Source organism: Arthrobacter sp. CAN_A214 (assembly GCF_015751955.1).
Classification (GTDB): Bacteria; Actinomycetota; Actinomycetes; order Actinomycetales; family Micrococcaceae; genus Arthrobacter_D.
In genome coordinates, this window is record NZ_JADOUU010000006.1 from 147,989 (window position 1) to 174,730 (window position 26,742).

General features: G+C 63.9%; 28 protein-coding genes and 2 pseudogenes. 21 read left to right on the top strand and 9 right to left on the bottom strand.

The genetic code is table 11. The features are described from left to right. Positions 1-34: 34 nt before the first annotated feature. Positions 35-1,372: a serine hydroxymethyltransferase gene (glyA, locus tag IWX65_RS07990; RefSeq protein WP_196881886.1), complete on the top strand. Its 1,338-nt coding sequence runs from the start codon at positions 35-37 to the stop codon at positions 1,370-1,372. Then, positions 1,369-2,742: an L-serine ammonia-lyase gene (locus IWX65_RS07995; protein ID WP_196881887.1), complete on the top strand. Its 1,374-nt coding sequence runs from the start codon at positions 1,369-1,371 to the stop codon at positions 2,740-2,742. Before glyA ends, IWX65_RS07995 begins: the two co-directional genes overlap by 4 nt. 27 nt (positions 2,743-2,769) lie before the next feature. Here IWX65_RS07995 and IWX65_RS08000 read toward each other — a convergent pair whose 3' ends face one another. The 3 genes from IWX65_RS08000 to IWX65_RS08010 form a co-directional block, all read right to left on the bottom strand. Beyond that, complete coding sequence (locus tag IWX65_RS08000; protein ID WP_334683731.1) at positions 2,770-3,123, bottom strand: hypothetical protein; 354 nt, start codon at positions 3,121-3,123, stop codon at positions 2,770-2,772. A 45-nt stretch (positions 3,124-3,168) separates the two neighbouring features. Then, on the bottom strand, positions 3,169-3,612 hold the full coding sequence (locus IWX65_RS08005) for a MarR family winged helix-turn-helix transcriptional regulator (RefSeq protein ID WP_196881888.1): 444 nt from the start codon (positions 3,610-3,612) through the stop codon (positions 3,169-3,171). Positions 3,613-3,747: 135 nt separating this feature from the next. Further along, entirely contained in the window at positions 3,748-4,521 is a 774-nt protein-coding gene (locus IWX65_RS08010; RefSeq protein ID WP_334683732.1) for an alpha/beta fold hydrolase, read from the bottom strand. A gap of 92 nt (positions 4,522-4,613) precedes the next feature. On the opposite strand from IWX65_RS08010, the gene IWX65_RS08015 reads away from it, so the two are divergent. The 15 genes from IWX65_RS08015 to dnaB all read left to right on the top strand — a co-directional run bounded on the left by IWX65_RS08015 (position 4,614) and on the right by dnaB (position 19,527). Continuing rightward, positions 4,614-5,384, top strand: coding sequence for a response regulator transcription factor (locus tag IWX65_RS08015; protein ID WP_196881889.1), 771 nt, complete (start codon positions 4,614-4,616; stop codon positions 5,382-5,384). A 214-nt stretch (positions 5,385-5,598) separates the two neighbouring features. Next, positions 5,599-7,281: an ABC-F family ATP-binding cassette domain-containing protein gene (locus tag IWX65_RS08020; protein WP_196881890.1), complete on the top strand. Its 1,683-nt coding sequence runs from the start codon at positions 5,599-5,601 to the stop codon at positions 7,279-7,281. 70 nt (positions 7,282-7,351) lie between these two features. Beyond that, the gene (locus tag IWX65_RS08025) at positions 7,352-8,539 is read left to right on the top strand and encodes an MFS transporter (RefSeq protein WP_196881921.1); all 1,188 of its coding nucleotides are present in this window, start codon (positions 7,352-7,354) and stop codon (positions 8,537-8,539) included. A 46-nt stretch (positions 8,540-8,585) separates the two neighbouring features. Beyond that, positions 8,586-9,584 (top strand): ATP-binding cassette domain-containing protein, encoded by a 999-nt coding sequence (locus tag IWX65_RS08030; protein WP_196881891.1) that lies wholly within the window; start codon positions 8,586-8,588, stop codon positions 9,582-9,584. Next, positions 9,581-10,429, top strand: coding sequence for an ABC transporter permease (locus IWX65_RS08035; protein ID WP_196881892.1), 849 nt, complete (start codon positions 9,581-9,583; stop codon positions 10,427-10,429). Before IWX65_RS08030 ends, IWX65_RS08035 begins: the two co-directional genes overlap by 4 nt. A gap of 176 nt (positions 10,430-10,605) precedes the next feature. Next, positions 10,606-11,553, top strand: coding sequence for an ABC transporter ATP-binding protein (locus IWX65_RS08040; protein ID WP_196881893.1), 948 nt, complete (start codon positions 10,606-10,608; stop codon positions 11,551-11,553). Position 11,554: 1 nt separating this feature from the next. Beyond that, complete coding sequence (locus IWX65_RS08045) at positions 11,555-12,442, top strand: ABC transporter permease (RefSeq protein ID WP_196881894.1); 888 nt, start codon at positions 11,555-11,557, stop codon at positions 12,440-12,442. 40 nt (positions 12,443-12,482) lie between these two features. Then, entirely contained in the window at positions 12,483-13,754 is a 1,272-nt protein-coding gene (locus IWX65_RS08050) for a sensor histidine kinase (RefSeq protein ID WP_196881895.1), read from the top strand. Continuing rightward, entirely contained in the window at positions 13,741-14,445 is a 705-nt protein-coding gene (locus IWX65_RS08055; RefSeq protein ID WP_196881896.1) for a response regulator, read from the top strand. The genes IWX65_RS08050 and IWX65_RS08055 overlap by 14 nt, the downstream gene beginning before the upstream one ends. A 63-nt stretch (positions 14,446-14,508) precedes the next feature. After that, positions 14,509-15,792, top strand: coding sequence for a M18 family aminopeptidase (locus IWX65_RS08060; protein WP_196881897.1), 1,284 nt, complete (start codon positions 14,509-14,511; stop codon positions 15,790-15,792). A gap of 167 nt (positions 15,793-15,959) precedes the next feature. After that, complete coding sequence (gene rpsF, locus IWX65_RS08065) at positions 15,960-16,265, top strand: 30S ribosomal protein S6 (RefSeq protein WP_196820406.1); 306 nt, start codon at positions 15,960-15,962, stop codon at positions 16,263-16,265. A 63-nt stretch (positions 16,266-16,328) separates the two neighbouring features. Beyond that, positions 16,329-16,877, top strand: coding sequence for a single-stranded DNA-binding protein (locus tag IWX65_RS08070; protein ID WP_196881898.1), 549 nt, complete (start codon positions 16,329-16,331; stop codon positions 16,875-16,877). A gap of 108 nt (positions 16,878-16,985) precedes the next feature. Then, a complete protein-coding gene (rpsR, locus tag IWX65_RS08075) occupies positions 16,986-17,225 on the top strand; it encodes a 30S ribosomal protein S18 (protein ID WP_005273147.1) in 240 nt (79 codons plus the stop codon). A gap of 18 nt (positions 17,226-17,243) precedes the next feature. Further along, entirely contained in the window at positions 17,244-17,693 is a 450-nt protein-coding gene (gene rplI / locus IWX65_RS08080) for a 50S ribosomal protein L9 (protein WP_196820408.1), read from the top strand. A gap of 457 nt (positions 17,694-18,150) precedes the next feature. Continuing rightward, the gene (dnaB, locus tag IWX65_RS08085; protein ID WP_196881899.1) at positions 18,151-19,527 is read left to right on the top strand and encodes a replicative DNA helicase; all 1,377 of its coding nucleotides are present in this window, start codon (positions 18,151-18,153) and stop codon (positions 19,525-19,527) included. A gap of 36 nt (positions 19,528-19,563) precedes the next feature. Here dnaB and IWX65_RS08090 read toward each other — a convergent pair whose 3' ends face one another. The 5 genes from IWX65_RS08090 to IWX65_RS08110 all read right to left on the bottom strand — a co-directional run bounded on the left by IWX65_RS08090 (position 19,564) and on the right by IWX65_RS08110 (position 23,363). Then, entirely contained in the window at positions 19,564-20,001 is a 438-nt protein-coding gene (locus IWX65_RS08090) for a MarR family winged helix-turn-helix transcriptional regulator (protein ID WP_196881900.1), read from the bottom strand. Between the two features lie 211 nt (positions 20,002-20,212). Beyond that, positions 20,213-21,124: a DUF2382 domain-containing protein gene (locus IWX65_RS08095; protein ID WP_196881901.1), complete on the bottom strand. Its 912-nt coding sequence runs from the start codon at positions 21,122-21,124 to the stop codon at positions 20,213-20,215. A 273-nt stretch (positions 21,125-21,397) separates the two neighbouring features. Beyond that, positions 21,398-22,093 (bottom strand): DUF3618 domain-containing protein, encoded by a 696-nt coding sequence (locus tag IWX65_RS08100; protein WP_196881902.1) that lies wholly within the window; start codon positions 22,091-22,093, stop codon positions 21,398-21,400. Then, on the bottom strand, positions 22,090-22,542 hold the full coding sequence (locus IWX65_RS08105) for a phage holin family protein (protein WP_196881903.1): 453 nt from the start codon (positions 22,540-22,542) through the stop codon (positions 22,090-22,092). The genes IWX65_RS08100 and IWX65_RS08105 overlap by 4 nt, the downstream gene beginning before the upstream one ends. Then, positions 22,542-23,363: a hypothetical protein gene (locus tag IWX65_RS08110; RefSeq protein WP_196881904.1), complete on the bottom strand. Its 822-nt coding sequence runs from the start codon at positions 23,361-23,363 to the stop codon at positions 22,542-22,544. Before IWX65_RS08110 ends, IWX65_RS08105 begins: the two co-directional genes overlap by 1 nt. Before the next feature lie 363 nt (positions 23,364-23,726). Here IWX65_RS08110 and IWX65_RS08115 point away from each other — a divergent pair. The 4 genes and pseudogenes from IWX65_RS08115 to IWX65_RS08130 all read left to right on the top strand — a co-directional run bounded on the left by IWX65_RS08115 (position 23,727) and on the right by IWX65_RS08130 (position 26,038). Continuing rightward, a pseudogene (locus IWX65_RS08115) lies at positions 23,727-24,288 on the top strand (manganese catalase family protein). Between the two features lie 16 nt (positions 24,289-24,304). Further along, positions 24,305-24,540 (top strand): annotated as a pseudogene (locus IWX65_RS08120) (DUF4383 domain-containing protein); the annotation flags it as partial. 221 nt (positions 24,541-24,761) lie between these two features. After that, complete coding sequence (locus IWX65_RS08125; protein ID WP_196881905.1) at positions 24,762-25,796, top strand: iron-containing redox enzyme family protein; 1,035 nt, start codon at positions 24,762-24,764, stop codon at positions 25,794-25,796. Beyond that, complete coding sequence (locus tag IWX65_RS08130) at positions 25,793-26,038, top strand: CDGSH iron-sulfur domain-containing protein (RefSeq protein ID WP_196881906.1); 246 nt, start codon at positions 25,793-25,795, stop codon at positions 26,036-26,038. Before IWX65_RS08125 ends, IWX65_RS08130 begins: the two co-directional genes overlap by 4 nt. A 342-nt stretch (positions 26,039-26,380) precedes the next feature. Here the strand turns inward: IWX65_RS08130 and IWX65_RS08135 are convergent. Then, the coding region (locus tag IWX65_RS08135) for a hypothetical protein (RefSeq protein ID WP_196881907.1) at positions 26,381-26,742 on the bottom strand (362 nt) is incomplete at its 5' end.

Consider the following 26,742-nt stretch of genomic DNA (forward strand, 5'->3'; position numbering starts at 1 on the left):
CCGAAGAACACGCGCAACGGAATGGAATCGACCCATGAGCATCGCTACCGGGCGCATCAGCGCCGTCGATCACCTGAACGCCGGCCTCGCCGACCTCGATCCTGAAGTCGCTGCGGGCATCGACGCCGAGCTGGGCCGCCAGCGCCGCGGCCTCGAGATGATCGCGTCGGAAAACCACACCCCGCAGGCAGTGATGCAGGCGCAGGGATCAGTGCTGACCAACAAGTACGCGGAGGGTTACCCCGGCCGCCGCTACTACGGGGGCTGCGAGCATGTGGACGTGCTGGAGCAACTCGCCATCGACCGTGTGAAGTCCCTTTTCGGGGCGGGTTTCGCCAATGTCCAGCCGCACTCGGGAGCCCAGGCCAATGCCGCCGTCATGCATGCGCTCATCAAGCCCGGAGATACCATCATGGGCCTGAACCTCGCCCACGGCGGTCACCTGACGCACGGCATGCGCATCAACTTCTCCGGCCGGCTCTACAACGTGGTGCCCTACCAGGTGCGGCAGGACGATCACCGGGTAGACATGGACGACGTCGAGCGCCTGGCTCAGGAGCACAAGCCGCAGCTGATCGTGGCGGGCTGGTCGGCCTACGCCCGCCAGCTCGACTTCGCCCGGTTCCGCGAGATCGCCGATTCCGTCGGGGCGTACCTCATGGTGGACATGGCCCACTTCGCCGGTCTCGTCGCCGCAGGGCTGCACCCTTCCCCGGTTCCGCATGCCCACGTCACCACCTCCACGACGCACAAGACCCTTGCGGGGCCACGCGGCGGCATCATCCTCAGCAATGACGCCGACATCGCGAAGAAGATCGATTCCGCAGTCTTCCCTGGCCAGCAGGGTGGGCCGCTGGAGCATGTCATCGCGGGGAAGGCCGTCGCTTTCAAGATCGCCGCCTCCGGGGAGTTCGCCGAGCGACAGCAGCGGGTGCTCGACGGCGCCCGCATCCTGGCCGACCGGCTGATGCAGCCCGATGTTGCCGCTGCGGGAATCTCCGTGATCAGCGGCGGCACCGACGTGCACCTCGTCCTGGTAGACCTGCGGAACTGCGAGCTCAACGGGCAGCAGGCTGAAGACCGCCTCGCCACGATCGACATCACGGTCAACCGCAACGCCGTCCCCTTCGACCCCCGGCCGCCGATGGTGACCTCGGGTCTCCGGATCGGCACGCCGGCGCTGGTGAGCCGGGGGTTCGGTGACGACGCCTTCCGCGATGTTGCCGACATCATCGCCGCAGCCCTCACTGCAGAGGAGGGTGCGGATCTGTCGGGGCTCGCCGCGCGTGTCGCCGGCCTCGCCGATGCGCACCCGCTCTATGACGGCGTCGAGCCGTTCCTGCGGCAGGCCACCGGACCAGGCACCCCATGACGATCAGCGCCTTCGATCTGTTCAAGATCGGCATCGGCCCGTCGAGTTCGCACACCGGCGGGCCCATGACGGCTGCATACCTCTACGCAGAACTGTTGCGCGCAGAAGGACTGCTGGATGGCGTGGACCGACTGCATGTGCAGCTCTTCGGGTCGCTCGGGGCCACCGGTCACGGCCACGGGACGGTCAAGGCAGTACTCTTGGGCCTCGAGGGCGAGCAGCCGCACCTCGTGGACCCGACCACCGCCGACGCACGCGTCGACAGTATCGGCGAAGCCTCGTCGCTCCGGTTGGCAGGGGAGAAGCCCATCCGCTTCGACCCGAAGGTGGATCTGGTCCTGCACCGCAGGGAGCGCCTCGACTACCACACCAACGGCATGAGGTTCGAGGCCTATGGCTCCACCGGTGAGCTGCTCAGGACCCGCGACTACTTCTCGGTGGGCGGGGGATTCGTGCTGGACGAGGACCAGATCGGGTCCACGTCAGCCACCGAGAAGCCCGTTCCCGTCTCACAGCCGTTCACCACCGGAGACCAGCTCCTTGCCCTCTGCAAAGCCACCGGCATGTCGTTCTCCGATGTCGTGCTCTCCAATGAACTGTCGTGGCGGACCGAGGCGGAAGTGCGGGCCGGTCTGCTGGAGATCTGGGACGTCATGCAGGACACGATCCGCCGCGGCACCTCCACCGGGGGGATCCTGCCGGGCGGGCTCAAGGTCCGGCGCCGTGCGGCGCGTCAGCTCGAGTTGCTCGAGAAGGCGAACGATCCGGACGACCGCCTCGGAACCATGGAGTGGGTCACGCTGTTCGCGCTAGCGGTCAATGAGGAGAACGCTGCCGGTGGGCGCGTGGTCACAGCTCCCACCAATGGTGCGGCCGGCATCATTCCCGCCGTCCTGAAGTACTACGTCGATTTCGTGCCGGGAGCCGACGACGACGGCGTGGTGCGGTTCCTGCTCGCCGCCACCGCCGTCGGTTCGCTGTTCAAGAGGAACGCGTCGATCTCGGGTGCCGAGGTCGGCTGCCAGGGCGAGGTCGGTTCGGCCTGCGCGATGGCTGCCGGAGCGCTGGCCGAGGTCCTGGGAGGTACGCCGGAGCAGGTGGAGAACGCGGCGGAGATCGGGATCGAGCACAACCTCGGGCTCACCTGCGATCCGGTGGGCGGGCTCGTCCAGATTCCCTGCATCGAGCGCAACGCCGTCGGAGCAATGAAGGCGATCACGGCAGCCCGTATGGCGGTGCGCGGTGACGGGCAGCATCACGTCTCCCTCGACGTCGCCATCAAGACCATGCGCGACACCGGCGCGGACATGATGGACAAGTACAAGGAAACAGCACGCGGTGGCCTGGCCCTCAACGTAGTGGAGTGCTGAGAGGCCCAAGAACGGCGGCGTCGACGGTCAGGTCGGAGCTGCTGCGGGTAGCGGTGACCAGCCGCGCATTCGCCTCGTCCACGCGTTCAACCCAGGACCGGGCGGCGGAAGAAATTTCCCGAACCGGACATGGCGGTCGATCAGGCGTTCGATGCGCAGCTGATCGTCGGATTCGCAGTACCAGGTCTCGCTGCATTCAGCCCGTGCTTCCCGCCCGCCCGGGGCGTCAGGGAGCAGATAGTTTCCCTCCGTCACCACGAGCGCGACAGCGAGCGTCGATTTCCCTGCTCCGGGCACCCCGGCAATCCCTGGAACGGTGCGCCCTGTCCCCGCTGCGGCAAGCCCGAGGAGGCGTGCGGCAAGCTGGTCGAGGGAACGCATCGGGTCCCCAGGAACGGGGCTCAAAGGGAGCAGGACCAGCGCGGATCAGACCGCTGCGGCAACGAGCTTCTGCCGCTGGGGGGCGAGTTCGCCGACAATTCCACGGAGCAGGGCCCGTAGTTCGAAGGATTCGAGGCCCTCGCCTGCCATGAGTGTCCGCTCGATGTTCTCGGCCTTGATCAGCGCCTCCGTGCCGGAGGCGCTGATGGTGACCCGCTGGCTGCGGCGGTCCATCGTGTCGCGGATGCGCGAAATGAAGCCCTGGCGCTCGAGCTTCTCGATCGTCTTGCCGATGGTCTGTGCCTGCACGTGCACCGCGAGCGCGAGTTTGGCCCCGGTCATGGTTCCTTCGCGGGAAAGGACCCCGAGCGTGGTGTAGCCGGCGTGGGTGATGCCGATATCGAGAAGACGCTCGTTCCACGCATGATCTACCAGCCGTGCGGCGGTGGTGAGGAGGCGGCTCGTTGACCACTCGTTCATTTCAGGCATGTCGGCACTTCTTCCCAGTCTTTGGAGCACCTGGCCGGCCTCGCTGCGGAGAGGCTGGCCAGGTGCATTATCTCTCTACTATGCGCTTCAATCTTCAAGTTATCCCTATGGTGCCGCTGAAGCTTGTTGCAAGCCCTACTTCGCATCGGCGCGGGAAGGGATCGACCGCGTGAAGGTCCGGATCAGCTCGGCGACTGCAGCAGGCGCGCTGTGCTGCACCACATGGGGGTGGCCCTCGATCTCGCTGAACTGGCCCGCAGGGCTCGTTTCTGCGAGTTCGCGGCACCATTCCTTCCGTGCCACCGGATCCCGGGAGCCCCGAAGAACCAGAGCGGGACACTTCATCCCGGGCATCCTGTCCTCGAGCGGATAGGTCATCATGGGCTTCAGTTCGCTGAGGTACCAGCGTATGCCGGTCCGGAGGTAGTCCGTGAACACGATCAGGTTGGCCGAGGGCGCTTCCCGCAGGGAGTCGTGGGCCAGCGCAAACGCCTGACGCAGTACGGTGCGTCGCCTTCGGTCCACCACAGGGCCGATGAGGACGACGCCGGCAACCAGTTCCGGGGCCTGCAGTGCCGCTTCGGCAACGATCTGCGTACCCATGGAGTGTCCCACCAGGACGCAGCGGGACACGCCGGCATCCAGCAGCACCTGTACCAGGATGGCAGCGTGCTCCTCGACCGAAAGGGGACGGCCGGGCCGTGGGTTGGGCCCGAAGCCGGGAAGGTCGAGGGAGTAGGTGTCGGCCGAGACGGACAGCAGATTCTGCAGTCTCGCAAGGTAGCGGTGGGACATCCCGATCCCGTGGACCAGGGCAAACGCGGGCCCGGGCGTGGCCGATCCAGTACTCGAATGCAGCTTGAGGGTCTGGCCGAAGACGGTGAGGGACTGCGCAGTGGGTGTGGTCACCAGAAAATCCTACGGGCACGACTACCGCGCCAAGTTCAAGATCTGTTCAAGGGCAGACAATATACATTGCCGTTTTCTGGCAATGTAGAGGTATGCCCAATCAGTCGCCGCAGCGCACTGCCCTCGTTGTCGAGGATGACCAGGATATCCGCGATCTGCTGTCCGCGACGCTGCGCATGAATGGGTTCTTCACCTTCGAAGCACCAAGCGGCCAGGAAGGCCTTGCCCTGATCCGCACACACCAGCCCGACCTCATCACCCTGGACCTCAACCTGCCGGATCTTGACGGCGTGGAAGTGTGCCGCCAGGCCCGCGCACTCAGTGATGCCTACATCGTGATGGTGACCGCACGCCAGGAGGAGATCGACCGGCTGATCGGCCTTGAGATCGGGGCTGACGATTTCATCGGGAAACCCTTCAGCCCCCGCGAATTCTCGGCCCGGGTGAACGCCATGTTCCGCAGGCCACGCACCGGTGCCCAGCAGTCGGCTTCCCCGTCGGACGGGAATGCGGTGCTCGAACACGGCGGCCTCGTCGTGGATGTCGAGGGGCGCGTGGTGACCCTCGACGGCGTGGAACTAGCTCTCACGCGCATTGAATTCGACCTCCTCGAGACTCTCCTGGCGGGTGCCCAGCGCGTCTGGACGCGCGAATCACTGCTCAGCCGTGTGTGGGGGGACGGTTGGGGCCAGGATCACCACCTGGTGGAGGTGCACATCCGCAATCTTCGGAAGAAACTCGGTGAGGATGCCAGCACGCCCCGCTTCATCCGGACCGTGCGGGGCGTTGGTTACCGGATGATTCCCCTGGGCACAGCCATCTCCGCAGCAGCAACGTTCCAGGCTGCGGCTACAGGAGAGTGAACCAATTGGGGGCGTCCCGCGGCCACGGGCCCGCGCCGCGTTCCTCGAGGATGCTTTCCTGCTAGCGGTACACCGCATGCAGGTCGTCGGCCATGATTCGCGAGGAATTCGTCGACGTCGTCCGGGATCGCGCCTGTGACGCAGACGTGGCGCCGAGCCCCGAGTCGGCGTCCTTCCGCAGTGCCGGTTTGCCAGCGGATGAAAGACTTGGGCAGTGGCACACCTAGACGTCTCCAACATCGATTACTTCCTCTCCGACGGCCGGCAACTCCTCAACGCAGTGTCCTTCAAGGTGGGCGAGGGACACAAGACCGCGCTGATCGGACCCAACGGAACGGGCAAGACAACCCTGCTGCGCATCATCGCCGGTGACCTCCGCGCGGACGAGGGAGCGGTGAGCCGCTCGGGGAACATGGGCATCATGCGCCAGTTCGTGGGGCAAGTCCGCGACGATACGACAGTCCGGGACCTCCTCGTCTCCGCGGCTCCCCCCGCGCTCGCTGCGGCAGCGAAGGGGGTGGACGACGCCGAGCTTGCCATGATGGAGGCCGACGATGAACCCACGCAGATGAAGTACGCGCAGGCGCTCGCCGACTGGGGTGACGCCGGCGGATACGAGCTCGAGACCACCTGGGACGAAGTGACCATGGCAGCCCTCGGCGTGCCGTTCGACCGCGCGCAGCACCGGGCGGCGTCGTCGTTATCCGGTGGCGAGCAGAAGCGGCTAGTACTGGAGGCACTTTTCACCGGACCGGATGAGCTCCTGCTGCTCGACGAGCCCGACAACTACCTGGACGTGCCCGGAAAGCGCTGGCTCGAGGCGAAGCTCAACGAGTCGAAGAAGTCGGTGCTGTTCGTGAGCCACGACCGCGAACTGCTCGCCAATGCCGCCACCCGCATCGTCACCCTGGAACCGGGAGCATTGGGCGCCTCCTCCTGGACACATGGCGGGGGATTCGAGACCTACCTCAAGGCCCGTACCGACCGCAACGCACGTTTCGAGGAGTTGCGGAAGCGGTGGGACGAGGAACACATCAAGCTCAAGGAGCTGGTGAACATGTACAAGAACAAGGCGGCCTTCCGCTCGGACATGGCCAACCGGTACCACGCGGCCCAGACCCGTCTGGCGAAGTTCCTCGAAGCGGGCCCGCCGGAGGCCATTCCGATGGAACAGAATGTCACCATGCGCCTGCGGGGAGGCCGGACGGCGAAGCGCGCCGTCGTTGCGCAGAAGCTCGAGCTGACCGGGCTGATGAAGCCTTTCAGCTCGGAGATCTGGTTCGGCGACCGCGTGGGAGTACTGGGCTCCAACGGATCGGGGAAGTCCCACTTCCTGCGGCTCCTTGCGGGTGGCGGAACCGATCCGGACAAGGAGCACCTGCCGGTGTCCGAGGTCGACATCGCGGAGGTGCCGCACGAGGGTTCCGTGAAGCTCGGCGCGCGCATCCGCCCCGGATTCTTCGCCCAGACCCATTCGCGCCCTGACCTCCTGGGACGCACCCTGCTCGATATCCTGCACCGCGGGGATGAACACCGCTCGGGGCTGGGGCGCGAAGCGGCGTCGGCTGTTCTGGACCGCTACGGGCTCGCGGGCCAGTCGGAGCAGGTCTATGACTCGCTGTCCGGCGGCCAGCAGGCACGGCTGCAGATCCTCCTGCTGGAGCTCTCGGGGGCAACGCTCCTGCTGCTGGACGAGCCTACTGACAACCTCGACCTGCATTCCGCCGAAGCCCTCGAGCGGGCCATCGACGCGTTCGAAGGCACCGTCCTCGCGGTGACCCACGATCGCTGGTTTGCGCGCAGCTTCGACCGGTTCCTCGTCTTCGGAACCGATGGCAAGGTGTACGAATCGAAGGAGCCGGTGTGGGACGAGGGCCGGGTGGAACGGGCGCGCTGACCACCGAGACTTGGGGGTGCATTGCCCCCATTGCTACGGTTGCTCAGTGAATCCCAACCTTCGAACGGCTATGTGGGCGACCTATGCGATCTTCGGGCTCAACGGCCTGGTTTTCGCCAGTTGGGCAGCGCGGATCCCGGCGGCGTCCTCGATCCTCGGCCTGTCCTCGGGACAGATCGGTTCACTGCTGCTGGTCGGGGCGGTGGGCTCGGTCATCTCCCTTCCGCTGGCCGGGTCGATGTCCGCCCGCGTGGGTACCGCGAACACGGTTCGCCTCGGTGGAGCGGCCGCGGCGATCGCCGCAGGGGCCGTGGCTTCGGGACTGTGGCTGGAGTCGGTGCCCCTGACGGGCATCGGCCTGTTCCTCTTCGGTTCGGGCGTTGCGCTATGGGACGTCGCCCAGAACATCGAGGGTGCAGACGTGGAGCGCCGACTCCGGCGCACGATCATGCCGCGCTTCCACGCGGCGTTCAGCGGTGGTGCGTTCGTCGGCGCCATGGTCGGAGCCGGTCTGTCGGCGCTCGAGATCTCCCTGCCGGCGCATTTGGTCGGAGTGTCGATCGTGTCGCTGTGTGTTTCCCTGTGGGTCCCGCGGTACTTCCTCCCCGAAGCCGCCCATCCCGCCTCTGCCGGGTCCGGTCCCGTTCCCGGACGGCTCGACGCATGGCGGGAGCCGCGGACGCTCCTGATCGGGCTCGTCGTCCTCGGCGCAGCGCTCACCGAGGGTGCCGCGAACGACTGGGTGGCGAAAGCGACCGTCGATGGTCTTGGTACAAGCGAGAGCGTCGGTGCAGTCATGTTCGCGGTTTTCGTCGCGGCGATGACCGCGTTCCGCTTCATCGGCGGGAGCTTCATCGACCGCTTCGGGCGGGTGCGCGTGCTGCAGGTCAGCCTCGGTGCGTCCCTGGTGGGCCTGGTGATCTTCGTCTTCGCCCCGAACCTTCCGCTGGCCGCGCTGGGTGCAATCCTCTGGGGTACCGGCGCCGCGCTCGGATTCCCCATGGGAATGTCCGCTGCCGCCGACGATCCGACGCGGGCAGCGGCACGCGTCTCCGTTGTTTCCACCATCGGCTATACGGCTTTCCTGGCCGGACCTCCGTTGCTTGGATATCTCGGTGATGTTGTCGGCATCCGCAATGCCTTGCTGGCGGTGGGGGTGGCGGTCCTTGCGTCGTTCCTCGTTGCACCTGCAGCCCGAGAGCGGGAAGTATCAGTGCCGGCCGACAACCGCGCACCTCTGGATAAGGACAGAACCTGACCTGATTTCGTAGTGGGAGGGGTCCGGGGGTCCTAGGCTTTGTCGCATGGCAATCATCGAGGCGCACGGCCTGCGCAAGACCTACAAGTCGAAGAGCGGCCTCGTCCATGCGCTTGACGGCATGGACCTCTCAGTTCCGCAGGGCACCGTGAAGGCTCTGCTGGGACCCAACGGAGCGGGAAAGACCACTGTCGTCAAGATCCTCACCACGCTGATCCAGCCCACCGGGGGCAGCGCCGTCGTCGACGGGATCGATGTGGTTGCCGACCCGAAGTCCGTGCGGCAGATCATCGGGGTGTCCGGCCAGTACGCAGCAGTGGACGAGAACCTCACGGGTTTCGAGAACCTGGAGATGGTGGGCCGGCTCTATCACCTTGGAGCGCGCACCGCGAAGCGCCGAGCGCAGGAGCTGATCGACCAGTTCGAGCTCACCGAGGCCGGCAACCGGCCGGTCAAGGGGTTCTCCGGCGGTATGCGGCGTCGGATCGACCTGGCCGGAGCGCTGGTCATCAATCCGAAGATCCTCTTCCTCGACGAGCCCACCACCGGCCTCGACCCGCGCAGCAGGCTCTCGCTGTGGGGCATCATCCGTAACCTCGTCAGCGACGGCACCACGCTGCTCCTCACTACCCAGTACCTTGAGGAAGCGGACCAGCTTTCCGACGACATCGCCGTGATCGATGGTGGAAAAGTGATCGCCGAGGGAACCGCCGACAAGCTGAAGGCGCAGATCGGCGGGCACCGGGTCGTGGTGACCCTTGTGGACGAAGCCGATGCCGCGGCGTCCGTCGAGGTGCTGGGACGCCACGGTGATGGCCCACCGTCCCTTGCCGCCGACGGCCGCACCGTTGAGGTGCCCGTCATCAACGGCCCTCGAGCCCTTCAGTACATCCTCGCTGACCTCGGCCAGGGAGCCATCGAACTCCACGACGCAGGGATGCGGCGCCCCAGTCTCGATGACGTCTTCCTGAAGCTCACGGGACGCCGCGCCGAAGACACTGAAAACCTGTCGGACAGCGAAACCCTGAAGGAGAAAGCAATATGAGTGTCCTTGCGCCACCGAAACAGCCTGCGCAACAGCCGGTGGTGCCAAGCGCGGGTGCCATGTGGTTCTCGGACGGTTGGACCGTCACCAAGCGGAACCTGACGAAGTTGAAGCGCTCACCGGACATGCTCATCTTCGCCGTCCTTCAGCCCATCATGTTCGTCCTGCTGTTCAGCCAGATCTACGGCGGATCCATCGAAGTCGAAGGCACGGACTACACCCAGTACCTGATGGCAGGCATTTTCGCGCAGACTGTCATTTTCGGATCGACCTTTTCCGGCGCCGCCATGGCCCAGGACCTGAAAGACGGCATCATCGACCGTTTCCGCACCCTTCCCATGAGTTCGTCTTCGGTGCTCATCGGCAGGACCAACAGCGACCTCGTGCTCAACACGATCTCGGTGCTCATCATGATGGCGACGGGTTTCCTCGTGGGCTGGAGGGTGAATGCTTCGGCGGGGAGCTTCCTGGGAGGCGTAGCCCTCCTCCTCCTCTTCTCCTATGCATTCAGTTGGGTGATGGCCTTGCTCGGCATGTCGGTCAAATCACCGGAAACGATCAACAACGCCTCCTTCATGATCCTGTTTCCCCTGACGTTCATTTCCAACGCCTTCGTGCAGAGCCAGACGCTACCGGGCCCGTTGGAAACCATCGCGAACTGGAACCCGGTTTCGGCCTTCGTGCAGGCCGCGCGGGAGCTGTTCGGGAATGTGGGATCGGCGCCGGTCCCGGACGTCTGGCCCATGCAGAACGCCCTTCTGACGGTGCTTCTCGGTGCAGCCCTGATGCTCATCATCTTCGTGCCGCTCTGTATCCGGAAATTCGCCTCGATCAGCTCGCGGTAGGGGTGGGCGGACGGTCTCCAGATTCGGCGTGCCGGGCGAAACCGTCATCCCAAAGGGGTACGGATGGTTCCCCCGGATCATCCCCCGGGCCGGTTACTCCTGGATCTGCCCGGCCTACAGTTGCAACAGGGCGGTTTGTCCGCCTGATGCAGACGATATCGAGGGGAAGGACCGGAATGATCGAGGCACACGGCCTGGGCAAACGCTATGGATCCAAGACCGCGGTGGACAACATCTCCTTCACCGTTCATCCGGGCAGGGTGACAGGTTTCCTTGGCCCGAACGGTGCCGGAAAATCCACCACGATGCGCATGATCGTCGGACTGGACAGTCCGACGTCGGGAAACGTCAGCGTGAACGGGCGGCCCTACGCGGACCACAAGGCACCGCTGCGTGAAGTGGGAGCACTGCTCGACGCCAAGGCGGTCCACACAAAACGCTCCGCCTACAACCACCTCCGCGCCATGGCCGCAACCCACGGTATCCCCAACAGTCGCGTGAAGGAGGTCATCGAGCTGACGGGACTCGGCCCCGTGGCCAGAAAGCGCGTGGGCGGCTTCTCACTCGGCATGGGCCAGCGCCTGGGTATCGCCTGCGCACTCCTCGGAGACCCGCACACCATGATCCTCGACGAGCCGGTGAACGGGCTGGACCCCGAGGGCGTCCAGTGGGTGCGTCATCTTGCGAAGGGCCTCGCGGCCGAAGGGCGCACCGTCTTCCTCTCGTCGCACCTGATGTCGGAAATGGCCCTTACCGCCGACCACCTCATCGTGATCGGGCGCGGACGCATCATCGCCGATGCTCCCATCAAGGACATCATCGACGGCGACAACCAGGCACGTGTCCGCGTCCGCGCCACCCGCCCGCAGGATCTTCTGGCGGCGATTGCCGGCGATGGCGTTTCCTCGAAACTCCTCGAACCCGAACTGCTGGAAGTCATGGGCCTGGATGCCCGCAGAATCGCCGAAGTGGCGCTGCGCGAGAACGTGCTCGTCTACGAGCTGACACCGCTCCAGACATCCCTTGAGGATGCCTATATGCAGCTCACCCAGACGGAAGTCGAATACCGGTCCCATGACCTTCCGCAGCACAACACCGGCATGGTCCAGGCAGAAGGACACTGACATGGCAACGACAACACCGCCCGCCCCGTCCGGGCAGCAGCCACGATACGCTCAGAATTCCGGAGCAGGGGTCAACTTCGGCAGGGTCCTGAAGTCCGAGTGGATCAAGGTCACCACAATCCCTTCGACGGTTATCCTGGTGATCACCACCGTGGTGGTCATGGTCGGGCTTGCGGCACTCTTCGCCTGGTCGCAGGCCATCTTCCAGGAGCAGCTTTCCAACCAGGACATCCCTGCAGAGTTCCAGCCCCCGACGGAAGGACCGGGAAGTCCCAGCTACGACTCATTGACGGTCCCGTCATCCGGAATCGTCTTCGGCCAACTGCTCATCGCAGCGCTCGCCGTGGTACTCATCGCCTCCGAATGGGCTACCGGAATGATCCGGTCCACCATGGTGGCTGTACCGAAGCGGATTCCGGCTCTCCTCGCGAAGAATCTCATCATCGCCCTCGTGGCCCTGGTGGTTGGTGCGTTTGCAGCGCTTACCTCGTACCTGGTCGCGCAGCCGCTCCTCAGCCCGCAGAACCTGGACTTCTCCCTTGGCAAGGAGGGCGTTGCAGCGAGCATCATCAACACGGGTACCTACCTTGCGCTGGTCGCGGTGATCTCCATGGGAATCGGAACACTGATGCGCAACACCGCCGGCGGTGTGGTGACCGCCGTCGGAATCTTCTTCGTACTGCCGATCATCGTCCAGCTCATCTCCGGTCTCGCCGACTGGATTCCGGACGCCGCGCGGTTCCTTCCAGGTTCTGCGGGTACTCAACTGGTGGCAATCACAACAGCCGAGGACGCCCTCACCCAGCTCGAGGGTGGCCTCGTCATGGCGGCCTGGGCCGTCCTCCTCCTCCTCGTGTCCCTGATCGTCACGAAGAAGCGGGACATCTAGTGCCCCGACGCCCCTGAACTCGCTGCATGGGACCAACCTCATGAGCGGCACTCCTTCGGTGAAGGAGACTGCGGAACGAACGGCCGCAGTCTCCTTCACCGAACTCAATGCACGCCGTCTCGGTCCGATCCGGCGGTTCTTCCGTGGGCATTTGCGCATCGCCGACGCCGCCGTCGTTCTCGGATTCCTGATTCTCACGCTACCGAACGTCCTTCCTGGCGTGGGCCTTCGGGATGGTTCGGCGGGACTTGCTCCAGTGGCTGTTTCCGCGGTCATCCTGATGTTCAGGCGGAGCAGGCCCCTGCTGGTCCTGGCCGTGATCAGCCTCCTTGAGCCCGTCACGCTATTTTTCTCACAGGGTGTTGTCACTCTGGCGATCGGCATCTGGGCTGCGCTGTACACGGTTGCAATCTGTCAACCGCTGCGCACAACGCTCCTCGCCACGGTCGCCGCGAGCTTCCCGGCCGCGGGCGGTCTGTTCGTCCTTCCACCCGGCATCATGGGGGAACCGGCGGGGCTCGTCTGGCTGGTCAGCGGTATCGTCGTGCTGTTCCTGGCGATCTCGGCGGGTATCGGAATAACCGTCCGCCGCGATCGCGCTCATGAGACCGAGCTCCGGGAGTGGGCGGGCCGCAACGCTGAGCTGGCGTCCGCGGGGGAGCGAAACCGCATTGCTCGGGAAATGCACGATGTCGTTGCCCATTCATTGACCGTCATGGTGGCACTGTCGGACGGCGCCGCCGTCGTGATGACCCGAGACCAAGCCAAGGCGCAGGCGGTCCTCGGGGAGCTTTCCGCAACGGGTCGCCACGCCATCGCGGACATGCGGCGCGTACTGGGCGTTCTCCGTACGGAGTCCAGTGGCGCGGACTTCCAGCCGCTACCCGCATCCAGTTCACTGGCACAGCTGCTGGAAGGATTCCGGTCCGCCGGGCTCCCGCTCCGCATCCTCATCAGTGGACCCGCGTTACCCGCCGACTCCGCATTCCAGTTGACGCTGTACCGGATCATTCAGGAATCGCTGACCAATGTCCTGCGCTACGGCAAGGGGGTTACTGTGGTCGAAGTATCGATAGCCCGCACCGGAAACGAGGTGGCCATCCGGATTGCCGACGACGGGAAGGGCAGCATGGGACCGGGCGTTTCGCAGGGATCGGGCCAGGGGATTGTCGGTATGCGCGAGCGTGCCGCGATCTATTCCGGAACGCTCAAGTGTGGGATGCGGGTGGCCGGCGGGTGGGTTGTGGATGTGCAGCTGACGGTCCCGGATTCGGGCGATCAACGGGGGAAAGAAAAGGATGACCGACCATGATCAGCAGGACAGCATCATCCGGGTGCTGCTCGCGGACGACCAACCGCTTCTGAGAATGGGTTTCCAGCTCATTCTTGAAGGCCAGGATGACCTCGCTGTGGTTGGTGAGGCTTCGAACGGTGAAGACGCCGTGCGGCTCGCTGCCGACCTTCGTCCCGACGTCGTGCTGATGGATGTGCGGATGCCGCAGCTCGACGGAATCGAGGCAACCCGACGGATCACGACTTCGGGGTCGTGCGCGCGGGTCATCATCCTCACGACATTCGATCTCGACGAATACGCGTTCGCCGGACTACGGGCCGGCGCCTCGGCTTTCCTGCTCAAGGACGTTGCGCCACAGGATCTCGTCCGCGCTATCCGCATCGTCGCCAGCGGCGATGCAGTGGTGGCGCCCCGCGTCACCCAGCGCCTCCTGGAAACATATGTGCGCTCCTTGCCCCCGGCACAGGCGAACTCAGCCCAGCCCCATCCGCGGTTCGCCGAACTGACGCCGCGTGAGCGGGAAGTTCTCGAGGCCGTGGCCGAAGGCCTGTCGAACGCTGAACTGGCGCGCCGGTTCTTCCTGTCCGAGGCGACCATCAAAACCCACGTTCGCCGCATCCTGACGAAACTGGGCCTCCGCGACCGTGTGCAGGCTGTGGTCTTCGCCTACGAGAACGGAATCGTGTTTCCAGGCCCCGCCGGCACCTGAAGATCCGCGGTGCAACCAGTGCCCGGGCGTCCCGTGCTGTCCATCTCTGGTTGAATCGACCTTATGTCTTCCGCAGCGCAGCACATTGCCGACCTCGGGGCCTATGTTTCGGCCTCCCCATCGAGTTTCCACGCAGCACGCGAGGGAGGACTGCGGCTCGCGGCCGCGGGATTTCTCGAACTGCACGAAGCGGACGCGTGGTCTGCGGGGCCGGGCCGCTTCTTCGTGGTCCGCGACGGCGCGCTCATCGCATGGATCGTGCCGGAAAGCGCGACACCGATCACGGGATTCCACATCCTCGGAGCGCACACGGATTCGCCGTCGTTCAAGCTCAAGCCGAAGCCGACCACCGGTCGCCACGGATGGCTTCAGGCCGGCGTGGAGGTCTATGGCGGTCCGCTGCTCAACTCCTGGCTCGACCGCGAACTGGCGCTCGCCGGTCGGCTGGTCACGCACGACGGCGAAGAGCACCTCGTCTCCACGGGTCCCCTCCTCCGTTTTCCCCAGCTCGCCATCCACTTGGACCGCGCGGTCAATGACGGGCTGTCTCTGGACAAACAGCAGCACATGAACCCGATCTGGGGTCTCGGTGCACCGGGAGAAGCCGATCTGCTCGGCCTGCTGGCGGAGCGGTGCGGGCTGGACGCCGCCAGTGTTGGAGGATTCGACGTCGTTGTCGCCGATACGCAGGAACCCCGGGTCTTCGGCGCCGACGGTGAGTTTTTCGCCTCCGGCCGCCTGGACAACCTCACCTCGGTGCATGCGGGCCTGGTTGCCCTGATTCAGGCGGCTCCAGTGGAGACCGCAGGAGCGCCGATCGCGGTGCTCGCTGCATTCGATCATGAAGAGGTGGGCAGCGGCTCACGCTCCGGCGCCAGCGGACCGTTCCTCGAAGACGTCCTGCTGCGGATCTCCGGTGGCCTCGGTGCCGATGGAGAGGAAAGGATGCGGGCACTGGCGGCGTCGTTCTGTGTGTCAGCCGACGCCGGGCACGCGGTGCACCCGAACTACGCGGAGCGCCATGATCCCGCGAACCACCCGGTCCTGAACGGCGGACCGCTGCTGAAGATCAATGCCAACCAGCGGTACACCACCGATGCTCCCGGAGCGGCGTACTGGGCACGGCTGTGCCGTGCGGCCGGGGTGCCCTACCAGGAGTTCGTGTCGAACAACGGAATGCCCTGCGGATCAACGATCGGACCCCTCACCGCCACCCGGTTGGGTATCCGCACCGTGGACGTCGGAACCCCGCTCCTGTCCATGCATTCGGCGCGTGAACTCTGCGGCGTGGATGATCCGGCGCATCTGGCTGCCGCGGCGCGGACGTTCTTCGTGAGCACGGTCTAGCCGGCTGTCCACAGGTTTCCGAGCTGCCGCCGACTTCCGGTAGTATTGACAGGTCTGTGCTGGATCAGCGCCCGGGAAATTCCAGGCGTACCGGCCGGATCTACGCTAAAGAACCTCCTGTTGCGGAAAGACCGCGACCGTTCAGCCCAAAGGAGGTGGGTTCACACATGCGTGCATATGAATTGATGGTAATCATCGACCCCGACGTCGAGGAACGCTCCATCGACCCAACACTCGAGAAGTTCCTGAATGTCGTCCGCACTGGCGGCGGCACCGTGGACAAGGTGGATATCTGGGGACGTCGCCGTCTGGCGTACGAAATCCAGAAAAAGACCGAAGGCATTTACGCCGTGGTCAACTTCACCGCAACGCCCGCCGTGGCAGCAGAACTTGACCGTCAGCTTGGCCTCAACGAGACCATCATGCGTACCAAGATCATCCGCCCCGAGGAGCAGAAGGTTTCCGCCGAATAGTTCCGGCGGTTCTTTCAGTACTCAACAAACCCGCTCCCGCGGGATGTGACCCAAGGAGGCACCATGGCAGGCGAAACCATCATTACGGTCGTTGGCAATCTGACCAACGATCCTGAGCTTCGGTTCACGCCGTCGGGATCTGCGGTGGCGAACTTCACCATCGCCTCGACGCCACGCACTTTCGATCGTCAGTCCAATGAATGGAAGGACGGCGAAACGCTGTTCCTCCGTGCATCGGTCTGGCGTGAAGCTGCGGAGAACGTTGCTGAGACGCTCACCAAGGGAACCCGCGTGGTTGCCCAGGGCCGCCTGAAGTCACGATCGTACGACACCAAAGAAGGCGAAAAGCGCACCGTCATGGAGCTTGAGGTGGACGAAATCGGTCCGTCCCTGCGCTATGCATCCGCGAAGGTCAGCCGCACCCAGCGCTCAGGTGGTGGTGGCGGAGGAGGCTTCGGCGGCAACAACAGTGGAAACTCCGGATCGGGTTCCAACCCGAACTGGGGCGGCGGCCAGCAGGCCCAGCAGCCGGCAGATGACCCCTGGGGAGCACCCGCAGGCGGGAATTCGCAGAGCTGGGGTAACGGCGCCGATTCCGAGCCCCCTTTCTAGGTGCGGGACGGCTCCGACTCCGGGGCCCCCGCGATGGTCACCCGCTGACCAGTAGTTCCCATCCCGCAGAATCGTTCTGCGGGCTCCACAAGAATAAGGAGCACCACGATGGCTAAGGCTGAACTCCGTAAGCCCAAACCAAAGTCCAACCCCTTGAAGGCCGCTGACGTCACTGTCATCGACTACAAGGACGTAGCACTGCTGCGCAAGTTCATTTCCGACCGCGGAAAGATCCGCGCCCGCCGTGTCACCGGCGTAACCGTGCAGGAACAGCGCAAGATCGCCCAGGCAATCAAGAACGCCCGCGAAGTTGCGCTCCTGCCTTACTCCGGCGCCGGCCGCGGCTAAGGGAAAGGAACCTATCTCATGGCAAAGCTCATTCTGACCCAGGAAGTAACCGGTCTCGGTGCCGCGGGCGATGTTGTCGAGGTGAAGAATGGTTACTCACGTAACTACCTTCTTCCCCGCGGCTTCGCGCTCATGTGGACCAAGGGCGGCGAGAAGCAGGTCGATTCGATCAAGGCGGCACGCGCAGCGCGCGAGCACGCATCACTCGAAGACGCCCAGAAGCAGGCGGCCTCGCTTTCGGCAAAGCCGGTCAAGCTGACAGTGAAGGCAGGCGACTCCGGTCGCCTGTTCGGCACGGTCAAGGCCGACGACGTCGCCAAGGCTGTCGAGGCTGCCGGTCTCGGCCGCATCGACAAGCGCAAGGTGGAGCTGCCCGCCCACATCAAGTCCGTCGGTTCGTACCAGGCCAACGTGCGTCTTCACGAAGACGTCGCTGCGGTCATCGACCTCGACGTAGTGGCAGGCTAGTCCTCCCGCATCTCCTGCTCGACACACTGCCCCCGCGGACCTCCGCGGGGGCAGTGTCCTTTAAGCGACGTCTTGATGGGATGGACGTTTTACGAAGGAGACTTCGCTTACTTGTCAACACGCAAGCTGTGGATGAAGGTTGACTCAAAATACTTTTCCTCCACAGACGCTGGATAAAGTTTGCCCACGTCAGGAGCACTATTCACGGAAAACTATTTTGTTGTCCACAGTGTTGTCCCCATCCTGTGCACAAGACACGCCGTACTCTCCACAAGTTGTCCACAGGGTCGGTCGACACGCGGCTTTGCATGGGGGTGCTGCGCGGCTACCGTTGCGAAGGGTCCCTCGGAGAATAGGGGGTACCGGGTGGTAAACCATCCATGAAGGCCCCGGACCGGCTTGCTGCATCGACAGCCCGGCTACTCCGGAAATTGATTAATGAGTGAAAGGCACCCACGTGTCACTGGCCCAAGCCGATTCCCCGCAGGACGTCCGCACACCCGATTTCGCCCGGACGCCTCCGCAGGATCTGGTGGCCGAGCAGTCCGTCCTCGGCGGCATGATGCTGTCCAAGGACGCGATCGCCGACTGCGTGGAGGTACTTCGCGGCATCGATTTCTACCGGCCCGCCCACGAGAGCATCTACGAGGCAATCATCGGCCTGTACGGGAGGGGAGAGCCGGCCGATGCAGTTACGGTCTCGGACGAGCTCACCAAGCGCGGAGAGATCTCCAGGATTGGAGGTCCCGCCTACCTTCACACGTTGATCCAGTCGGTGCCCACCGCGGCGAACGCCGGCTTCTACGCGGAAATCGTCCGCGAACGGGCTGTCCTGCGGCGCCTGGTGGATGCCGGCACGAAAATCGTGCAGCTTGGGTATTCGAACGACGGCGAAGTTGACGACCTCGTGAACGCAGCACAGGCCGAGGTGTACGCGGTCGCTGAACGCCGGTCAGCCGAGGATTACGTTGCACTCAAGGACATCATCGAAGGCACCGTCGACGAGATCGAGTCGGCCGGTCACCGGGGCGAGGGCATGACGGGTGTGCCGACCGGTTTCTACGAGCTCGATGAGCTTACCCAGGGCCTCCACGGTGGCCAGATGATCGTCGTTGCTGCGCGGCCGGCCATGGGCAAATCGACCTTCGCACTCGACTGGGCGCGGTCCGCGGCCATCAAACACAACCTGACCACCGTTTTCTTCTCACTGGAGATGGGACGAAACGAGATAGCCATGCGCCTCCTGTCAGCCGAGGCAACCATCGGGCTCCAGGACCTCCGCAAGGGAACAATCAAGGATGAGCAGTGGGGCAAGATCGCTACCACGATGGGCCGCATGAACGACGCACCGCTCTTCATCGACGACAGCCCCAACATGTCCCTCATGGAGATCCGGGCCAAGTGCCGGCGCCTGAAGCAGCGCCATGATCTCAAGCTGGTGGTGCTGGACTATCTTCAGCTCATGTCGTCCGGCAAGCGCGTCGAGTCACGCCAGCAGGAGGTCTCGGAGTTCTCGCGTGCACTCAAACTGCTGGCGAAGGAACTGAACGTCCCCGTCGTCGCGCTGTCGCAGCTGAACCGTGGGTCCGAGCAGCGCACCGACAAGCGGCCGCAGGTGTCCGATCTACGCGAGTCGGGATCCATCGAGCAGGACGCCGACATGGTCATCCTGCTGCACCGCGACGACGTCTATGACAAGGAGTCACCGCGCGCGGGTGAGGCCGACGTCATTGTTGCCAAGCACAGGAACGGCCCGACCAAGACGATCGTCGTCGGCTTCCAAGGCCACTACTCACGGTTCAATAACATGGCGTCCGACGGCGGCGGATACTAGCGCCGGGACTTGGAACTGACTGCGGGAGGACCTTGATCATTCCTTTTCCGCAGGAATCTTATTCGGTCCGAGTTCATTGATCACCGTCTCCAGGCGCTTACGCAGATCCTGCGACGCAAGCCCGTCCTCGGGCATCAGTTCGTTCTCGATATTCTGCGCACGCTCGAGTGCTTTTGAGCCGGCAGGGGTGATCGTAATACGCTGACTTCTTCTGTCGGCGGTGTTGCGAAGCCGCGTTACGAGCCCCCGCTTCTCGAGCCGGTCCAGTGTACGTCCGACGGTTTGCGCCTGGACGTGCACCAACTGGGCCAAGCGGACGCCCGTCATGGTTCCTTCGCGGGAGAGCACCCCGAGCGTGGTGAGGCCCGCATGGGTGATGCCGATGCTCAGGAGCTTTTCATTCCAGGAGTGCTCGACGATGCGCGCAGCTGTCGTAAGCAGGCGGCTCGTGGACCATTCATTCAACTCCGGCATTGTGGCATTTCCTTCCTCAAAATCATCCGCGGATATTCTTTCCCTGTTATCCACTGTAGACAGTCCAACCGCAAATAGGAAGCCTACTTATTATCGGCCCCAGGGTTGGTCAGCCGGGCTCATGCAGCGCTTCAGGGCGCCGTGCAGCAAGTCCGGTGTAGACGAGGAAGGCCCGGAGCTGCGAGCTCCGGGCCTTCCATTCCAGGACGGGTTATCGTGTCCTGCGATCGGTGTCATTGATGTCGACATCGTCCGTTTCGATCTTTTCCTTACGGACGTCACTGCTGACGGTTTCGTTCGTGGTCACCGTCTCCTTGTCGAGGCGAACGCGCTCAACGGGAACGGCTTCCTTCTCGACGACAGGGCGTTCCGCGTGAAGAACGACTTCATGCTCTTCCTCGCTGATCGCGGGGCCATCCAGGGCGTCGCCCCGGTTGGCGTCCGTGATGGGCTCGCGCTCTATCCGGACTTCCTCATGGCTGACAGGCACGGTCGTGGTGACGTTCTCGGTCACCACGTACTTGCGCAGGCGGGCCCGGCCCACCTCGCGGTTTTCGGTGCCGACACGGAGCTGTTCTTCCGAGCGGGTCATGGCGTCGTCTGTGGTGGGACCGGAGGTGTCGTGGCCGACAGCTTCGCGGTCCCTATCGCCGGTGAGGTTCGCCTCGTGGCGTCCTCCCCTGGCGTCGAGGTCGAGGTCGCTGTCCCGATTCGTGCCGCCGAAGCCGCCAACGCCGGCGGTACCGGCAGTTTCGAGGCCGCTCGTATCAGCAGTGCCCGAGGTGGTTTCGGTGCGGCTACCGGCGCCGCTGAGTTCGTAGTGGCGGTACAGCCGCTCTTCTTCCTCGGGGCTCAGGCTGCCGTCCGAATCGACGCGGGGGGCGTCCTTGACCTGGTGCTTCGAGTAGGGCACGCGCACGTCGTGGCCCTCGAGGTCGGCGCCCTGCAGCGGAATGAAGGACTCAGAAGTTCCGAAGAGCCCTGTCTTCGCAGTGACCCAGCTGGGCTCGCCGGTCTGGTCATCAAGGTAGACCTGGCCAATCGATCCGATCTTGTCACCATCTGATCCGATGACGTTGCCGCCGCTGCTGAGCATGGTGTCGATGTTGTTCTGCGTAATCATTTCCTTCTCCTTCTGAGCTGTCTCATTGTGAGGGGCTTTGAATTCCTGGCTGCTAGGTCAGCGGTGGCGGGATGCAAATCTTCCCCCCAAAGGACCACCGGTATCTACTCTAAGCACACTTAGTACTCGATGCAAAGCGTGCTTAGCATTTATTTTCTCCGCCTATGAGGAGCTGTCGCCGCATCCATGGCGAATCAGCCAAGGAGGGCGCCGAACACTTCGTGTTCCGCACCCTCCCGAGACTCGGTCGCCTCTTCGCCGCCTAGCGGATTCCTACTGGCTCTTTACCTGGCTTGTGGCATCCTGCGCCTTGCCCTTAACGTCTGAGGCGGCCTGCTGGCCCTCATCCTTGACGTTCTGCGCCGATTGGGTTGCTGATTCCTTGACCGATGCCATGGCCTCCTGTGCAGGCTCCTTGATGTCTTCCACGATCTGCTTTGCAGCATCGGTCAGTTCTGCCTTGAGGGGTGCAGCCTGTTCCTTGAGCGCGAATGCGGCCTGCGCCTCCTTCTGGCTGGCGGGGATGATCGACGCCACCAGCAGCCCAGCGCCGAAGGCGATGAGGCCTGCCGCCAGGGGGTTTCCCGCAGTCTTCGAGCTGAGTTCGCGGGGGGCACCCTGCACGGCCTGGCCGGCGTGCTGCGCCTTCAATTTTGCCTGGCCGGCTTTGCTCTTCGCGGAGCCCTTCCCTTGGCCGGCTTTGTTCTTCGCAGAGCCCTTCACATCGCCGGCTTTGTCCGAAACCGTGTCCTTGACGTCATGAGCCTTGCCCTTGACGCTGTCTACAACATCTTCCGCTTTGCCCATTACCGTGTCCTTGACGTTGCTGAAACTGGTTTTTACCTTCTCGGTCTGACGGTGTGCAATGTTGGCCGGGTTGACCTTGTCCGCGAGGGCGTCGACATCGGTGCCGAGTTCCTGGCGGGTGCGCTCAATGTCAGCGCGGATTTCTTCTGGAGTTTGGCTCATCGGCTTTCTTCACCTGGTTTCAGTGTCGGCGGAATTTCTTTGACGGTTTCAGAAGTTAGGGGAAGGCCCTTGACCTGCTTCATTTCCTTCTTGCCCATCATGGCGAGGACGGCGGCAATGATGCCCCAGATCACGGCAACGATCACTGCTGCCCAACCGAGTGGCATGAGCGCGCCGAGGCCCCACATGAGGGCGATCGACAGGAAGAGGAGCACGAAGTGCCCGCCGACTGCAGCCCCGGCGAACATGCCGGCGCCTTTTCCAGCGTTTTTCGCAGACTCGGTGGCTTCCGCCTTCGCGAGGGCCACCTCCTGCCTCATCAGGAGCGAAAGGTTCTTGGTCGTTTCGCTGAATAGCTCACCCACTGAATGATTGGCCGCCAGAACTTCGGCTTCAGAGGGGGGTGGTGGTGCGGCGGGGTGAGCGCCGCCCGAGTATGCCTCGCTCATTAGCGCAGGTCCCTTTCTCCCGGAAGGGTTCCGACGGGTGGGGTGCCCGGGGGAATGGTCGGGTATTCGACGGCAGGGTCCACGAAGGCGGGAGCTGGGTCAGATACGTGATTTCCACGACTTGTACCCGTTTCGTAACCAGTTCCAGTCAAACCCGTGCTGGAGGTGTCAGTTACATAGGTGTTCGTTGCATAGGGGTCTGTGCCGTATGTTCCCGTGGACTGCCCGGTCGTGGACGACTCGTTCGACCCCTGCGAGGTCTCACCCGTGAGCCCCTTGGTCAGCCGGCCCACCACAACGCCCACTCCTGCTGCGAGACCGAGGAATGTCCCGGGCTTGCGGCGTGCGAAGCTCTTGACATCATTCAGGATGTCGGTCGCGTCGCGTCCCTCGAGCCAACTTGCTGCCGAACTGGTGCGGTCGGAAACCTGGTGCACGATCTTCGAAACCATCGGGTTCTCGGACTTGTCGGCCATGGACTTCAGCTCATCGCTGATGCCGCGGACGCCGTCGGTGACGCGCTGCTGCTGCGTCCCGGCCTGGCTCTTGATGTCGTCCCCGAGATTGCCGAGCAATCCCTTCGCCTGGGCTTTCGCTTCTCCTGCAACGTTCTTCGCCTCGGAAGCGGCGGTGCCGGCCACGTTCTTCGCAGCGCCCGCGCCCTCCTTGCCAACGTTCTTCGCCTGGTCCTTGGCGGCCGACGTCTTCGACTGGTCGTTGCCGGCGCTGCCGGTTCCGGTTGCGCCGAACTCAGTGGTCTCGAACTCGTTGCCGGTAGTGGACGGAACCAGGGGGTCCTGTGGCCAATTCTGCGTAGTCATGTTCGTTCCTTACGTTGATTCTGCCGGTAAAACGGACGTTCCATCGAGTTCTCGATGCGTGCGTCCTGCAATGTTTTGCTGGACTTATCTCCAAAGCTAAGCATGCTTAGTTTAAACCCGCAAGCTCTTTCAGAATTATTGCAAGTTCTAAATAAGTGAGCTTAGTATCTACCGAAATCGGTGTCGAGAGCATTAACGTCGACAGAGGAGGTCCGGCTCCACCCTTCCTTGGTGACATGGACCCAAGGTCACCGGACCACAAGACGGGGGAGATGCTCATCCTCGCTATTTCACAAGCAGGAACACTAGTACAAAGCAAGTCCGGCCAAGCCCGACGCGGTCTACGCGCGGAAGCTCCAGGCGGTGCTGGGCGGCCAGTACAGCGAAATCACCGGGGCTCTGCAGTACAGCTTCCAGGCGTGGAACGCCCACATTCCGGGCAAGTACCGGGATCTGCTCTTCGGTATCGGCGCGGAGGAGTTCGGTCACGTGGAAATGCTCGCTACGATCATCGCCCAACTGTTGGAAAAGGCACCCCTTAGCATCACCGAGGACGCCGTTCAGTAGGATCCTTCCATTGCGGCCGTGGTCGGTGGAACCGACCTGCAGCAGGCGATCGTTGCCGGTGCGGGAGGCCCGGGCCGCCGGCAGTATGGGCAACCCGTGGCGGGGCAGCTACATCATGGCAAGTGGGAACCTGCTCGCGGACTTCACCGCGAACGCCAACGCTGAGATGCAGGGGCGCCTTCAGGTGGCGCGGCTGTATCACATGACGGATGACCACGCCTACCACGATGGTCCAACGACGAGCGCTCCCATGCCCCCGCCAACCCACCCGGACGCACGCTTCTATGGAACTACCGAAATTCCCAATGTCGTGGAGAAGGCTGCGGGAACTATCCAGGACAAACTGAACCGCGAGTAGCTGTGAGGAGAATCATATGACAACATCAGGCAACACCACCCACCACGGCAAGACGGCGATCCAGAAGGCCGCGCAGGCCGTGGGTGCCGTCTGCTCGTCGGTATCCTGGGATTCATTCCCGGAATCACCAGCAACTACGACCAGATGTCCTTCGCGGGACACGAATCCGAAGCGTTGCTGCTCGGTATCTTCCAGGTCTCCATCCTGCACAATATCGTCCACCTGCTGTTCGGTGTCGCCGGACTGGCAATCGGTCTGGCACTCGCCCTATCGAGAGTGAGTGACCGCACGGCGGACCGGGTCTAGGCCCGGCGCTCCTCCGGCTGCCGGCCTGACCCACCCAATTCGGGGGGCAGGCCGGCAGCTTCACTTGACCGGCCGTCCCTCCTGGCCAGTGCGGCCGAGCGGCGAAGCGAAGTATGCTTACTACTGGCCCGATGGCCGGACACCTCGCCGATCAGAAAGAGCGTTCAATGAAGCAACCTTCAGCACGCGGTCCCGTCAGTGAGCTGGTTCTCGGCATCATCACCAGTCCTGAAGCCGGAGGTGCGGCTCTTGCAGGGTTGCCGGACGCCGTGGACGAGGCACTGGAATCCTCCCCGGACCTCCTTTTCGACGATGACCTGCAACTCACCCTGTTCTGCCTGTTTGAACTGCATTACAGCGGCATCGACGGTGCGAGCACCGATTGGGAGTGGAACCCGGGCCTCATCGGGGCGAGGGGCAAGATCGCGGCGGCGATGGAACAACGGCTCCGGCGGGACATTGCGTTGGGTGAGCTGCCCGCGGCGACGAGCGAAGCGGTTGCCGGCGAGCTCTTTCGGATCACCGGTGAGGCTGGTGGGCCGAGCATGTCCCGGTTCGTGGCAAAGGAGGCGACCGACGAACAGCTGCGCGAGTTCCTCATCAATAAATCCATTTATCAGTTGAAGGAAGCCGACCCCCACACCTTCACCATTCCACGCATCGCCGGACGTGCGAAAGCGGCTCTGGTCGAAATCCAGGCCGACGAGTATGGCGGCGGCCGCCCGGCACGCATGCACTCGGCGCTGTTTGCGAAAACGCTCCGCGAACTGAACATCGATGACACCTATGGCGCCCATCTGGACACCACTCCGGCCATCACCCTCGCCTCAAATAACCTGATGTCGCTTTTCGGCCTCAGCCGACGCCTCCGCGGTGCCGCAGTAGGTCACCTCGCTGCCTATGAAATGACGTCGTCACAACCGAACCGCCTCTATTCCCGGGGCTTCAAGCGCCACGGATACAGCGAAGAGGCGCGGGAGTACTTCGACGAGCATGTCGAGGCCGACGCCGTTCATGAGCAGATCGCGGCAAGGGACATGGCGGGCGGTCTCGTCGAAGCGGAACCGGAACTTCTGGGCGATGTCCTGTTCGGAGCCGCGGCGGCGCTTTACGTCGACGAACTCATGACCGTCCAGATCATGGAGGCCTGGGCCGGTGGGAGAACCGCGCTCCTCCAATCCGGGGCGGCGTCGACGGCATGACCAGGACTCCGGACGATCAAACCGACGATGACGCACCCCTCCTGAAAGAGGCAGGAGCGTCGATCGTGGCCTTCCCCGACGGCCCGCTTCTGGTGCGCGGCGACTATGAGCTCGTCGACCCCGACGGTGCTGCGCTCCCGCGAAGACGCAAAACTGTTGCCTTATGCCGCTGTGGAGCGTCGGCATTGAAGCCGTACTGCGACGGCACCCACAAGCTGATCGGGTTCAAGGCAACGCCATAGGGATTGCGCTCTCGCCGAGGAGGTCAGGCTGTGGGTTCCTTGATCCCTGGAGCGACCGGGAGCGGAGATTCCGTGCCCCCGGGAGCGGGCGTCTCATCGCAGGGCGGTGGTTTCAGAGCCTGACCTAGTGCGTCGAGCAACGGCGCCGGAAGATCGACCGACGGTGCAGCCTTTGGCCCGTCCGAAATTGCAGTGCATTCAGGGCCGACCTCGGGCGCCGGTGCTGGCTCGGGTGCGGGTTGAGGCGCTGGAGCGGGTGCTGGTTCCGGTGCGGGTTGAGGCGCTGGAGCGGGTGCGGGTGCGGGTTGAGGCGCTGGAGCGGGTGCGGGAGCCGGAGTGGTTTCAGCGACTGGTGGCGCCGGGGTCGGTGTCGGCATGACGGGCTTCGGCACCGGTTTCGGCGCTGGGGTCGAACTGGGCGACAGGTCCGGAACCGGCGTGGGGACCGGTTTCGCTTCGGCCGGCGGCTTTGGCGACGGTGCGGGTTCCGTTGAGGGAGCAGGGTCGCTCGCCGGCGTCGTGGAACGTGGAGGAGCAGAAGAGGGCGGTATCGTCGAGTCGGGATTCAGCGCGTCCGGTGTGGACGGTGAGGACGGTTTCTGCGCGGCGGGTGTGGACGGTGAGGACGGTTTCTGCGCGGCGGGTGTGGACGGTGAGGACGGTTTCTGCGCGGCGGGTGTGGACGGTGAGGACGGTTTCTGCGC